General features: G+C 60.1%; 12 protein-coding genes. 10 read left to right on the top strand and 2 right to left on the bottom strand.

The genetic code is table 11. From position 1 onward, the window contains the following. Nucleotides 1-175: 175 nt before the first annotated feature. Both RA302_RS04415 and RA302_RS04410 read right to left on the bottom strand, forming a co-directional pair. The gene (locus RA302_RS04415; RefSeq protein ID WP_166501857.1) at nucleotides 176-1,411 is read right to left on the bottom strand and encodes a crosslink repair DNA glycosylase YcaQ family protein; all 1,236 of its coding nucleotides are present in this window, start codon (nucleotides 1,409-1,411) and stop codon (nucleotides 176-178) included. An 85-nt stretch (nucleotides 1,412-1,496) separates the two neighbouring features. Next, a complete protein-coding gene (locus RA302_RS04410; RefSeq protein WP_166501856.1) occupies nucleotides 1,497-2,771 on the bottom strand; it encodes a TetR/AcrR family transcriptional regulator in 1,275 nt (424 codons plus the stop codon). Between the two features lie 533 nt (nucleotides 2,772-3,304). On the opposite strand from RA302_RS04410, the gene RA302_RS04405 reads away from it, so the two are divergent. The 10 genes from RA302_RS04405 to RA302_RS04360 are packed head-to-tail and all read left to right on the top strand — an operon-like array spanning nucleotide 3,305 to nucleotide 13,127. Then, complete coding sequence (locus RA302_RS04405; protein ID WP_019746964.1) at nucleotides 3,305-4,114, top strand: ABC transporter permease; 810 nt, start codon at nucleotides 3,305-3,307, stop codon at nucleotides 4,112-4,114. After that, nucleotides 4,114-4,971, top strand: coding sequence for an ABC transporter permease (locus RA302_RS04400; protein WP_003945491.1), 858 nt, complete (start codon nucleotides 4,114-4,116; stop codon nucleotides 4,969-4,971). Before RA302_RS04405 ends, RA302_RS04400 begins: the two co-directional genes overlap by 1 nt. A gap of 33 nt (nucleotides 4,972-5,004) precedes the next feature. Then, a complete protein-coding gene (locus tag RA302_RS04395; RefSeq protein ID WP_225320275.1) occupies nucleotides 5,005-6,198 on the top strand; it encodes an MCE family protein in 1,194 nt (397 codons plus the stop codon). Further along, the gene (locus RA302_RS04390; RefSeq protein ID WP_166501854.1) at nucleotides 6,195-7,226 is read left to right on the top strand and encodes an MCE family protein; all 1,032 of its coding nucleotides are present in this window, start codon (nucleotides 6,195-6,197) and stop codon (nucleotides 7,224-7,226) included. Before RA302_RS04395 ends, RA302_RS04390 begins: the two co-directional genes overlap by 4 nt. Then, on the top strand, nucleotides 7,226-8,281 hold the full coding sequence (locus RA302_RS04385; protein ID WP_029537558.1) for an MCE family protein: 1,056 nt from the start codon (nucleotides 7,226-7,228) through the stop codon (nucleotides 8,279-8,281). Before RA302_RS04390 ends, RA302_RS04385 begins: the two co-directional genes overlap by 1 nt. Continuing rightward, nucleotides 8,278-9,375, top strand: a complete 1,098-nt coding sequence (locus tag RA302_RS04380) for an MCE family protein (RefSeq protein WP_166501853.1) — start codon at nucleotides 8,278-8,280, stop codon at nucleotides 9,373-9,375. Before RA302_RS04385 ends, RA302_RS04380 begins: the two co-directional genes overlap by 4 nt. After that, a complete protein-coding gene (locus RA302_RS04375) occupies nucleotides 9,372-10,436 on the top strand; it encodes an MCE family protein (RefSeq protein ID WP_166501852.1) in 1,065 nt (354 codons plus the stop codon). Before RA302_RS04380 ends, RA302_RS04375 begins: the two co-directional genes overlap by 4 nt. Further along, nucleotides 10,433-11,653, top strand: a complete 1,221-nt coding sequence (locus RA302_RS04370; protein WP_020968479.1) for an MlaD family protein — start codon at nucleotides 10,433-10,435, stop codon at nucleotides 11,651-11,653. The genes RA302_RS04375 and RA302_RS04370 overlap by 4 nt, the downstream gene beginning before the upstream one ends. Continuing rightward, complete coding sequence (locus RA302_RS04365) at nucleotides 11,640-12,197, top strand: hypothetical protein (RefSeq protein ID WP_019746957.1); 558 nt, start codon at nucleotides 11,640-11,642, stop codon at nucleotides 12,195-12,197. The genes RA302_RS04370 and RA302_RS04365 overlap by 14 nt, the downstream gene beginning before the upstream one ends. A gap of 24 nt (nucleotides 12,198-12,221) precedes the next feature. Beyond that, entirely contained in the window at nucleotides 12,222-13,127 is a 906-nt protein-coding gene (locus RA302_RS04360; protein WP_020968478.1) for an oxygenase MpaB family protein, read from the top strand. The last annotated feature ends 302 nt before the right edge of the window (nucleotides 13,128-13,429 follow it).

The raw sequence follows: 13,429 nt of genomic DNA, 5'->3' as shown, positions 1-13,429 counted from the left end.
GAGAAGAACAGCTGGCAACATACCTCGACTCAATGGCGATCGGATCCGCACAACGTGTGTTCGGAGTATCGCGAAGACAAGGCGTCGCCGAAAATTCGCACCGGAACTTGTTCGGCATTAAGAGATTCCATCAACCGAGCTGCAGTCGACGGGAGACTCACCGTTCCAGATTGACCTAGCGCGCGCCCACCGCATCCACCTCGTCGCCGGCCATCACAGCGGCCAGCTCTGATGCCAATGTTCCATTGTTCTCCACGACTACGGTGTCGCAGCCTTGCCACATTGCGGTTCTACGAAGGAGCTCAGCCAGACGCGGTGCAGTGTCGGCATCGGCGGTGGGCTCGGCCCAAGCAGCGCGCACGAGTAGCCGACGGTTCTGTCGGTCGTTCTTGAGATCGACTCGCGCGCAGATATTGTCGTCGATCAACACAGGGAGCACATAGTAGCCGTGAACCCGCTTGTGTGCGGGAGTATAGATCTCGATCCGGTAGTGAAAGTCGAAGAGCCGCAACGCTCGATCGCGCGCCCACACTACCGGATCGAAGGGCGACAACAGAGCCTCGGTTCGGATCGACCTTGGACGCTTTGCCTGTGGGTCAATCCATACCTCGCGAGGCTTGCCGCGACGCTCCCAGCCCTCGACGGAAACACTGCGTACATTGCCGGCGTCTTCGAGCTCACGCAAGGCAATTCGTGCCTCAGCGCTCGGCAGCCGAAAGTAGTCGGCGATATCGTCGAGCGTACCGAGTCCGTGGGCCTTCACACCGCGCAGCACCAGCTCACGGATCGCGTCCGATCGATCGATCCTCGCATCGAGGATCTCGGGCGCGAGCATGTGTTCGGCAAGGCCGTATCGACGTTCGAATCCTGCGCGACCCGCCGATACCACTTCGCCCCATCGGAACAGAGTCTCCAGCCCGACTTTCACGTCCGACCACCCCCACCACGGGCCGCGGCGTGTATTCGCTTCATGCTCGACTTCGCTCGCCGCCATCGGACCGTTTTCACGCAGTTCGTTGCGCAACCAGTCGAGGAAGTCGCGCCGATCAGACGCCCATCCGTTCTTGTCGCTCAACGCTTTGTCACGAAACTGGTCCATGCGCCAACGAAAGAGCGGCCACATGTCCACCGGCAGGAACGTCGCTTCGTGTCCCCAGTATTCGAGGTACCCCGACTCCGGGGAGAAGGTCAGCTGATCAAGCCTGGACTTGTCGTACGCGCCCAGTCGCGCATAAACGGGCAGGTAGTGACTGCGTTCGAAAACGTTGACCGAGTCGATCTGCAAGACCTGCAGCCGGTCCATCACGCTGACCAGATTGCGCCGCGTCACCGTTGCCGGGTGTGATTTGCCGAACCCTTGAGCGGCGAGCGCTGTTCGGCGGGCAGCTGCCAGAGACACGACTTCGCTCATAGCCGACCACACTACGCACGCCGTCCGACAAGTTTCAGGGCGGCGAGAAGTTCAGGGCGGCGAGAAGTTCAGGGCGGCGCGAAGTTCAGGGCGGCGGAGCCGGGCGGCCGAAGAGAACTGCTGACATGAACGTCTGAAGTGTGGAGGCGTTTTCTGCTGCAACATCGAACTTCATCAAGCGTCCGATGTCGGGGACCAGGTTCAAAGCAGCGTGAACCAGGAACTTCGCCTCTATCGCCGAAAGGTCCGGACGAATTTCGCGAAGTATCCGCGCCCACTCGACCACGTACAGCTTCTGCCGATTCTTCAGATCGCTTCGATGTCCCGGCAGAAGGTTGTTCATCTCGGAAAAATAGACCGACATCAATTCATGTTGTGCAAACGACAACTCCACGTACATCGCCGACAGTGTGCGCAGCGCTTCCTCCGGCGACGTCGCAGACTCGAATACTGCTGCCGTCGCGAGGTCCAGACGGTCTGCCGCTCGATAGAACACCGCCCCGAGAAGTTCCGCTTTGCTCGGAAAGTAGCGGTACATCCCGGAAGCGTTCAAACCCGCAGCGGCTGCGATCTCTTCGATACTGACGTCGTGATAGCCGCGAGAATCGAAGAGCCGCACGGCTTCCTGCAGCAGACGTTCACGCTTGTTCGTCGTCACCGGTCGCGTCGACACAGTGATTTCCGACCGCCGCCATGTAATTGCACTCCCACCGTGTTCGATCGACAGACAAGCATCGAGAAGAACTTGCTCCATCCGACGTTGGGGCAGTATCAGATTGTGAGCGGTGATGCTGCCGATCACGCTGAACATCGCTGAGGTGAGGATGGTTTCGGCACGAGCACTCGCCGGCGGTTCGGAGCGTGAAAGATGCAGTGCAACTCGGCAATTGACAGCAGCTGCCTGAGCTCGGACCGATTTCCGATCGGCAGCGTCGAGAAACCGACTCTCCCACCGGTAGATCCCGGCTGTGCGCCGATTACGCACCGTCGTTCGGATCACAGCGAGCAAATCCTCGCGTAGGCGCTCCCGGTCAGTTGCATCGGCGGCGACGGAGACCGCATCGAGTGCACTCTCGAGCGCGTCGGTCAATTCCAGTGCCGCGTGGCGGAACATCGCATACTTGTTCGGAAAATGCCGATAGAGTGCCGAACCCGAAATACCGACGGACGACGCGATGTCCTCGACGCCTACGGCAGGATATCCCCGTTCGCTGAACGCAATTGCAGCCGCAGCGGCGATCTTCGCCTTGCGGTCCTTCGGACGTCGCTTGACCGACTCCGATCCCGCCGCTCGAAGGATTACACGCGGGGTCTGTTCGTCAACTGTCTGCGCATCGACAGACTGCTGTCTCGGGCTCACTCGTGCACCCCTCTCTCAGCCCCACACCAGACATCAAACCAATCCTTTTGCGAATGAGCATAATCATAATCGGTGCACGCCATCGGAAACTTTCGAGATTTCCACTGTATCAACGTTCCATATACGCTGCTAGCTGCCCCAACTCCAGGTTGCCATCAACTGCATCGCCCCGATCATCGATGCTGAAACTCAAGCGAATTCTCGTTAACAAAGCCTTGCCCTGTGGTCGAAACCAGGGGTAGGGTCACCGCTCGAAGCGGCCCCTCCCTCCCCGATCGGGACATCCGACGATAGCTTCCGGAATTTCGATGAACTTAAGCCGAGGACGCCACCCGACAGAACTCATATTGGCACGTCAACGCACTCACCGTCGCTGTTACACCAAAAATTCCCCCGAGAATTTTCGTTCACATAATGCTTGCCACGTCACATATATGTGTGAGATGCTTCACAAGCAGTTCGCTCGACCGCCAGCGTCCGAACAGTTCGACTTTCGTGCTGAACCATGTTGATCTGCAAAGGAATTCAATTAGATGACGTACGAGCTACCAGCCCCGAAAGGCCCGGTACGAGACGTAGCGTTGCAGGGGGGCTATCTGATCGGATTCTCGGTGCAGGCACTGTTCGGCCTGTTCACGGCAATCCTCCGCAGGCGACTCTCGTTGCACGAGACGGTCACTCAGACGCTCTTCATCGGTCGCGTCAGCACTGGTCCGTCGCTGCTCCTCATGATTCCGATCGGTGTCTTCATCGCGGTGTCGGTCGGCGAACTGGCCGGCCGCATCGGTGCCGGTGGCTACTCGGGCGCCGTCGTGGCATTCATCATCGTCGGACAGGCCGCAGCACTGGTGTGCGCGTTGATGATGGCCGGTGTTGCCGGGTCGGCGATCTGCACCGATCTTGGTTCGCGAAAGATTCGCGAAGAGATCGATGCCATGGAAGTGATGGGCATCGATGTGATCGAACGCCTGGTAGCTCCGAGATTGGTTGCGGCAGTGATCGTCTCCCTCGCACTGTGCTCGATGGTGACCTTCGGCGGAGTGATCGCATGCTATCTGTACCACATCTACGTGCAGCATCTTCCGGCCGGAACGTTCATGGCAACGTTCAGCCAATACGGTCGATCGTCCGACTTCGTCATGGCTTTGGTGAAAGCCGCGATCTTCGGCCTCGCTTCGACTTTGGTGGCCACTTTCAAAGGTCTCCATGCAAAAGGCGGCCCTCGCGGCGTTGCCGACGCAGTCAACGAGGCCGTCGTCATTGCGTTCGCGCTCGTCTTCATCGTGAACACAGTGTTGTCCGCGTTGTACACCGTAATCGTCCCGGCAGTCGGTGAATTCTGATGTCGCTCGTCGATCTCCGTGTTCGAGCCCGTCAAGCGAGCAGACCCCTGCGAACCGCCGGCGACGGCCTCGTCTCCCTCGGTCAGCACGTCACTTTCTACGTCCGCACCATCGCATCGATCCCTTTTGCGCTCACCAAGTACCGCAAGCACGTACTCGGTCAGATCAGCGAGGTCAGCTTCGGCACGAACTCCTTGCTGTCCGGCGGCGGCACCATCGGGATCGTCTTCGCGATGTCGCTCGCCGCGGCAATGATGTTGGGCGTCGAGACTCACCGGGGCCTCGAACTCGTCGGGATGACCTCGCTCTCGGGCATGCTGTCTGCGGTCGCGAACACCCGTGAGCTTGCCCCTGTTGTCGTCGCTATCGCGTTGGCTGCCAAGGTCGGAACGGGTTTCACTGCCCAGATCGGGGCTATGCGCATCTCGGACGAGATCGACGCCCTCGACTCGATGGCGATCAGATCCATCCCCTTCCTCGCGGGTACGCGGGTGATCGCTGCCATGATCTGCGTCATCCCGATCTACATGATCGGACTGCTCGCCAGCTACCTGTCGACCCGACTGGTCGTCGTGTTCTTCAACGGTGCATCGGCCGGTACTTACGACTACTTCTTCCATCTGGCGATCTCGCCGCAGGATCTCCTGTACTCGGGCCTCAAGGCCGTGGTGTTCGCCGCTGTTGTCGCGCTGGTTCACTGCGCGTACGGCTACTATGCCTCCGGTGGTCCGGCCGGCGTCGGGCAGGCTGCCGGGCGCGCGCTTCGGACTGCGATCCTCGCGATCGGAATCCTCGACGTACTGATGACTTTCGCGCTGTGGGGCCTCGTGCCCCAGATCCCGGGAATGGGGGTCTGAGCCGTGGACAGACTCACTACACACACAAAGATCGTGTACGCCCTTCGCGGCGCGATCGCCGTAGTGGTAGCCGTCGCCGCCGCTGTGACAATGGTTCTACGCGGTTCGGGAAACCTCGAGCAGAGCACCGACATCTTCGTCTCTGTTCCAGCCACAGCCGGTCTCATCAGCGGTGAAGCTCCGGTTCGGTACCACGGCGTCAACGTCGGCCGAATCGGCGAAATCGAATCAGGCACCGCCGAATCCGTTGTGCAGTTGCAGATTCAGACCGATGACGCGTCGAAGATTCCCGCCGACGTGGTAGCCCGCGTCGTTCCGCGCACGTTCTTCGGCGACATCTACGTGCAGCTCGTGGACAGTCCGAATGGGCAGGGCCAGACGACTCTGTCGGACGGAGACGAGATCCACATGGACGACGGTCCCGAAGCCGTTGCGCTCTACGACGTGTACACCAAATTGGTGGGAGTCCTCACGGCGATGCAGCCCGAGAAGTTGCAGACAGCCCTGACTGCGCTGGGCCAGGCACTCGACGGAAACGGAGCCGAGATCGGTACCACGATAGACAATCTCAGTGCCGCGTCCGGCGTACTGACACCCGCCGCACACCAATTCCTCGAATCGACACCCGAATTCAAGTCGGTCGTCGACGCGTTGGACCGCGCGACCCCCGACATTCTCGATACCTTGGCAGCCGCCACAACCGTCTCGAGCAACATGGTCGCCAACAGAGCGAATCTCGAGTCCTCGATCGGCGCGGCCGCAGTCTTCGCCGCTACCGTCGACGATTTTGTCGTGGAGAACAACCGAAACATCATCACTGTGATCGATTCCGCCGGAAAGATACTCGCAACCACCGCGGCCAATCCCGGAGGACTGCGTTCCACCCTCGCCAATGCCAGTACGTTCGGCGCCGCGGGCGCGCGGGTCTTCGCCACCGGTAAGTTCGACATCACAGCAGTTGCCACGTTCGCCGAACCGCTCCCATACACCGGCGATGATTGCCCGCAGTACGGGGACTCGCGCGGCGCGCAGTGTTCAGGCTCCAACCTGACGCCTGCACAACCCGTCAGTGCCCCGGTCGTGGGCGGCGAAGCCGAAGCGGCCACGCTGCGCTACCTCGAAGATCAGCTACTGGGCGGATCGCCGGAACGCTCGGACACCCCCAACCCGGCAACAACACTGATGTTGGGGCCGATGGTCAGAGGCAATGAGGTGACCGTCCCGTGAAGGTCCGTCCTGGCCAGGTAATTCGGTTGTCACTCTTCTGTCTCACCGGCGTCGCTTGTGCGTCGTTCGTGGCGAACACGTTGTCGGTCCCGGTTCGCGGAAGCACCGATTCGTATTCGTTCGAGTTCACCGATGTCGAAGGCCTCAACCCGGGTAACCCGGTCACGATGTCCGGTGTGCGTATCGGCCGCGTGGACTCAGTTGCGTTTGCCGACAACGGCGGCGGCACGAGCAAGGCGATCGTCGACGTCGAAATCGAGTCGCAATATTCCCTCGAGTCGGATGTCCGTGCCGCCGTGCGCTACGGCGACATGCTCGGTGCTCGATATCTGGCACTGACGCAGGACGACAGCGCGACAACGGTATCCGCACGACAGCTCGAACCAGGTGACACGATACCGCTGGCGCAGACAACACCGCCGATCAACTTGACGGCACTGATGAACGGGTTCAAACCGTTGTTCGCCGCGCTGCAGCCCGAGCAGGTGAACACGCTCACGCGAAGTTTTGTCGAAACCTTCAACGGCCAGGGCCAGGCGATGACCACCCTCCTCGACCAGATCGCGACCATGAGCTCCGGCCTTGTCGACCGTCAGGACGTCTTCGCACAACTACTCACGAACATGAACACTCTTCTCACCTCCGTCGACGAACGCCAACCCGAATTGGTCGGTCTGCTGGACGGTTTGAACGATCTGAGTACTTCCGTCGTCGGGCAGAACGATCAACTGGTCCCGCTCTTGGATCAGGGAAACCGAACTGTCTCGTCGTTGGCTCAGATCATGGCCGGGTCGAACGGCGCATTCGGTCAGACCGTGCAACAACTCGAAAGTGTCACCGGGAGTTGGATTGCGAGCACCGACGAGTTCAACAGACTTCTCGCCAACCTTCCCCAGTTCGCCGACGCCGCCAACCGGATCGGAAGTTACGGAAGTTTCATCAGCCTGTATCTGTGCAATTTCACTCTGAAGGCAGGCGACATGGAAGCCAACATCTTCGGTCCGACACATTCGCCGGTGTGCTCATGATGTTCCTGGTCAAGCTGATCGACGTGTTCGTCGGCATCATGCTCTTCCTGTTCAAAGGGGATCGCCGTCGCAGCGGTAGCGGCACCGCTCTCGCCCTGGGTAGTCTCGGAATCTTCGTTCTGGTGGTGGGACTCGGCGCCGCCTTGGGCATTCCGAAGCTCTGGTACAACGTACGCACGTCGGCATACACAGCGGAGTTGGCCAATGCCAGCGGGCTTTCCGACACCGATCCGGTTTACGTGGCCGGGGTTCCCGCGGGCCGAGTGGATTCGATCGACCTTGCCGGCGACCACGTCGTCGTCAACTTCCGCTTGGACAAGGACCAGCCTTTGGGAAACCAGAGCACGGCGACTGTCAGGCTCAAGACGGTCCTTGGCAAGCGCTACCTGGAGATCGTGCCGGCCGGAGTCGTCGACGACTCCGATGCGCGGGTCATCCCGCTCTCCCGCACTACCGTGCCGTACAGCCTCGACGACGTCAGCAGTGATGCCACCACTGCGGCTACCGGCGTCGACCTACAGGCGATGGAGTCCATGATGAACACCCTTTCGCAGGTGATTCCAACTGATTCCGATCAGGTGGGCCGGGCTCTGGCCGGAATCAGCGGCGCCTCGGCGGCTTTCGCGCAGAACAGTGAACAGATCGACCAGATTCTCATCATGTCCCGCGAGCTGTCGGACATGGCTGCGGCACAAACCGATTCGATAGTCGGTACTGCGGCCAATGCTCAGACGATCGTTCGTACTCTTGCGATGCGCAAGGACGCACTGACTCAGCTGGTCGACAACCTGACAATCATCATCTCGAAGCTCTCCACCACTTTCGTCGATCGTCAGGACGAGTTCGGAGCCATGACCGACAACCTCGTCGAGGTCACCACCACGCTGAAGAACAACGCAGATCAGATCGACCTGCTGTTGACTCGTCTTCCTTCCGCGCTGCGTTCGGTCACCGATTCCACCGGCACCGGCAATTGGACCGACGTCAACGCGCCGGCCGCCGTGATCCCGGACAATCTGCTCTGCGCGCTCGGCATCATGGAGGGCTGCAAGTGAATACACGAAGAGCCGTCACGGCCATGCTGGTCGTGACCCTGGCGATTGCACTCCCCGGTTGGTACATCTTCGGACGAACGGATCAGTCCAAGACCGTCTACGCCGATTTCAGCTACGTCGGCGGAATCTACGAGGGAAGCAAGGTCACCGTCCTCGGAGTCGGCGTCGGGACGGTCACGTCGGTGGAACCTCGCGGAACTTCTGTTCGAGTGGCGATGTCGATGCCCAACTCCGTGGACCTGCCCGCCGACGCCTCAGCCTATGTACTCAATCCATCGGTGATCAGCGATCGCCACATCGAACTCGGCCCGGCTTACACCGGCGGAGAGACGCTGAAAGACGGCGACCAGATTCCGATCGAACGTGCCCACTCCCCCATAGATTTCGACGGCTTGATGGGAAGCGTCAGCACTTTGGCCGACGCATTTGCCGGGGATGGGGGCAATCTCGGCGATCTCGTGAGCCGCGGCGCTGCCGGATGGCAGGGCCAGGGCGATCAATTCAACACCGCAATTCGCAACCTCAGCACGGCAACCGGAGTTGTCGGCGCTCGGTCGGAAGACATCGGTGCCCTTGTCGACAATCTCAACACCTTGATGAATGCTCTGGACGCACGGCAGGTCAGCCTCGACGAACTTGTCGGTGACCTCGGCACATTGGGCGATCAGTGGGCGAACCAGAACATGGACATCTCACAGCCTCTGCAGGATCTGCAGGTGGTCTTCGACCAGTTGAACAGTTTCATGACAACTCACGGCGATGATGTCGGTGCCATAGCCGACAACGTGCGAGTTCTCGGTGACACTCTGGCTGCCAAAGAACCCGGCCTCGCTGAGTTCATGGACCTGGTGCCGTTGATGATGCAGAACCTCTCCCAGACAATCGGTCCTGATCAGCGCGGGCGCATTCGGCTCAACGTCTCGACTGCATTGACTCAGTTCGCGGTTGCGAAACCGCTGTGCGACACCTACAAGTTGCCGATCTGTACCGGAGCCGGGTTCACGAATCCGATTTCCTTCCCCCTCAGCACTTCTGATCCGCTCGGAATCGCCTCCGCGATTTCCGGCGGAGCCGTCCCCGGAGGTGGCAATTGACGCGGCAATCGGTTCGAATAGTCGCCGGTATCGTGATCATCGGCGTGGGTTCTGTGGCCGTGTTCGCCTTCGGCGGCTGTAGCGCAGGCATTCAAGACCTACCCCTGGGTCGTTCGGCCGACGGTGATGCGTACAACGTGGCGCTGCAGCTGGCCGGCGCCGACGGCCTGGTGTTGGGGGCAGACGTCCGCAGCGGCCAGAAAGTCATCGGCCGAGTATCCGCGCTGTCCGCCGACGTCGTCGGAGCCGATGTGACGCTGAGTCTGGACGCCGCGACGCCGTTGCCGGACAACGTCGAAGCATCCGTCGAACTCCCGTCCGCACTGGGCAACCCGTTCATCAGACTATTGGTGCCGGAGGTTCCGTCCGGCTCGATGCTCAGCGACGGCGACACAATTCCGGAGTCTCGCACCGAGATCGGTCCGCAGGTCGAAAGTGCGCTTGCCACGCTCGGTACGGTTCTGACCGGAAGCGGCATCGATCAACTCGACACCGTGGTGCGCGAGCTGAACACCGCGTTTTCCGGGCGCTCCGGTGAAGTTCGTTCTCTGACCGACACCCTGACCTCGCTCATGGCAGAGGCAAGCAGTCACCGCAGCGAGTTCGACGAGGCCGTCGACCTCGCTGCCAGGGTCTCCTCCCAACTGGCCGGCCAACGCGACGTCGTCGACAACTACCTCGATTCCGTTCCACAGCTGGTGTCGATTCTCGTGGGACAGAAGGATCAGATTGCAAGCCTGTTGAACTCGACCGTTCAGCTCGCCACCAACGCAAACACCATCCTCGACTCGTCACCCGACGGCCTCGACGCGATGCTGCACGATGCGTCGACCGTTGTCGGGACTCTGGATTCGTTCAACTCGGAGATCGGTCAGACACTGGCGAATATGAACGGATTGCTCGAGAACTTCACCAGTGCAGTCCAAGGTGACTACCTCGTTTTCGACGGCGCCCTGGATATTCCGGGAACGATCGACAAGCTCTGGAGCGGCGGGATGGCCGGTCAATCGATCGCACCGGCGGGAACTCTCACCGATCTACTTCAGGGAGGTCTGCGTTGAGTCGCCTTGCGCTTGTTCAACTTGTCCTGTTCGCTCTGATCGCTGCTGTGGTAATCCCTTTCGGAATCGTCTACGTGGTCGGCCCTCAGGGTTTCGGTGGCCAAATCCGGCTGCACGCCAACATGTCCGACGCCTTCGGGCTGACCAAGGGCACGGTCGTCACGTATCGCGGCGTACAGGTGGGGAAAGTGAGTGAAGTCGAACTCGACGCAGGCACCCGCTCGGCTCGGGTGGAACTCTCACTCAACGACAACACCGAGATACCTACCGACAGCGTCGCCAAGGTGACGATGGGAACCGCAGCCGGAATTCAGAATGTCGACATCTATCCCAACACAGACCACGGCCCGTATCTTCGGGACGGCGACGAAATCGCCATGCCCGCGGATCAGCAACCGGTCCAGATGAGCCAGTTGATGCTTCAGGCGTCCGGTGTCCTGGAAGGGATTGATCCGCAAGCGATCAGCGACATCGGGACCGAACTGGGAAATTCGTTCAACGGGCTCGGCCCGAGCTTGGCGACGATGATCGACAACGGTGGGACCATGTCCGCGCAGTTGAACGACCAGTCGGCCGAACTCGCCGCGCTGCTGTCGCGAACCTCCACGTTGGTGGACTCCATGGCGACACAATCGGATTCGTTCGTCCGAGGAATGGCAGCTGCCAAGAACTTCACCGAACAACTCGAATCCAACGCTCCGGTACTGATCTACCTCACCGATCATTCGCCCGCCGCCCTGAACAGCGCTCAACAGTTGTTCGACAAGTACCACAACACTTTCGGAGCGGTCCTGGCCAATCTCGTCACTGTCGCACCGATCATCTCCGACCGCACAGACGCCCTCGAAACCGGACTTGTCACGATTCCTGAAGGTCTCGCCAAACTGGCATCCATCGTCAAAGGCGATCGCGCCGACTTTGCCTTGGTTGCCACACAGGGGCCGGTCTGTAACTACGACACCCCTCGGCGTGAGGTCGGCGATCTGTCTCCCACCAGTCCAAGTCTGGCGATGTACTGTCCCCCCGCCGACGACCTCGTCCAACGCGGAGCACAGAATGCTCCCCGCCCGAACGACCTCGGATTGCAGAACTCGACGGTCCCCGGTACGCCGATCGGACCGCCCGTCGTCGCAGATCCGATTCTCGTCCCGACCGGAGTCGAAGCCCTGAACTACTGGAGATTGATGTTGGAAGGACTGGGAAATGGCACACGGTGACAACGCACTACTCGACGAGGCTGAAGCCGAGGTGGCCGAACATCCGACTTCTCCGTCGCTACTTCGCCGCCTCAAGGAGCCACGCAACGCACTGATCTCACTCATAGCGGTAGCGCTGGTCGCAGCATTGGTGGTGCTCGGATTCCAGATGTACTCGGCGAATCAGGAAGACACGCTGCGGCAGGAGGCTTTGGACACCGCGCGGGATTACTCGACCATCATGTCCTCCTTCGACTATCAGAACCTCGACGCCAACAAAGACAGCATCGCCTCGATGTCGACCGACGAGTTTGCCGGCACCTACCGAACGATGGTCGATTCACTGCGCGAAGTCGTCGCCGGGGGGCAAGGCCAGGCGAGCGCAACGGCGACAGACGTCGGCATCGAATCGCTGGACAATTCGTCGGCCAAGGTGCTCGTGTTCGTCGACCAACAAGCGAAGAATGTCGCAGCGCCAGAGGGAAACACACAGAAGTACCGCATGGTCGTGTCCCTGGTCCGCTCGGACGACCGGTGGCTCGTGAGCAACGTCGAGACCAAGTAACTCACCACGCGCGGAGGAAGATCCATGCCCACTCACTACCTGGATTCGGAAAAGTCCGAGTCGTCTCTTCGGACCGATCAGACACGCATCACCATCACGGCGGAGCGTAGGCGGTGGGCACGTAAACCCGCACACATCACCGACGCACTCGATTTCTGGTCGTTCGCCGGAGCCGCTGCCAACGTCATCCTGCAACTCGGTTGGCCCGAGGTGGCGTACGGCGTCATGGAGAGCAAGGTCGAATCTGGTGCTCTGACAGCGCATCCGTGGAAGCGCGCACGAACCACAACGCAGTACCTGACGGTCGCGATCCTGGGCAACGAGGAAGAGCGAAAGGCCTACCGCGAGGCCGTGAATTCGGTACACCGACATGTGAAGTCGGATGCGAACAGCCCGGTCAAGTACAACGCCTTCAATCGCGAACTCCAATTATGGGTTGCTGCTTGCCTGTTCATCGGTTTCGAAGACAGTCATCAGTTGCTGCACGGCAAGATGTCGGAAGAACAGGCGGAGTCGTTCTATCAGTCCGCATCAACTTTGGGAACGACACTGCAGGTCACCGAAGAGATGTGGCCGGCCACACGCGCAGATTTCGAGCGCTACTGGAACCTCGGTTGCGAACGCGTCGTCATCGACGAACGCACCAAGCAGTATCTGATCGACCTGGTCAATCTACAGATGATCGCTTGGCCGATACGCTTGGTGTTCCGAAACTTGTTGCGGTTCCTGACGGTCGGATTCCTTCCACCGATCTACCGCGACCAACTCGACCTCGAGTGGACCGAAGACGACCGCCGCCGGTTCGAACACCTCTTCATTTTCGTGTCGTTCGTCAACAGGTTCATTCCACGCTCCGTTCGTCAGGCCGGCAACACCATTCAGATGCGCGACATCCGTCGTCGGATCAAGGCGAGCAAGAATCTCGTCTGAGCCAGCAGCGCGTAATTCGTTTTCAATTCTGCTGCCCCACAGGTAAATCGGGGCGGTCGGTCGACAACAAATCGCGGTTCGACACAGCCTCCTGTGTGACCAGAACTGGGGCCGGAAAATCGACAAAACCGGCCGATGGAGCGCCACATACCGACGCCATCAAGACGCATTTCCAGTGACTTGCATCACACTTTATCTCGATTATGTAACGCCGAGAGAGGTGGCATATCGCCACGCGACCTGGGAAAACACTCTTTGATGCATTTCTGTTGCACAAACATGCGTCGACACGCCGACCCGTG

Source organism: Rhodococcus sp. DN22 (assembly GCF_036669995.1).
Lineage (GTDB): Bacteria > Actinomycetota > Actinomycetes > Mycobacteriales > Mycobacteriaceae > Rhodococcus_F > Rhodococcus_F erythropolis.
The sequence above is the reverse complement of the archived record's forward strand: the minus strand, read 5'-3'. Positions and strand labels throughout refer to the sequence as shown.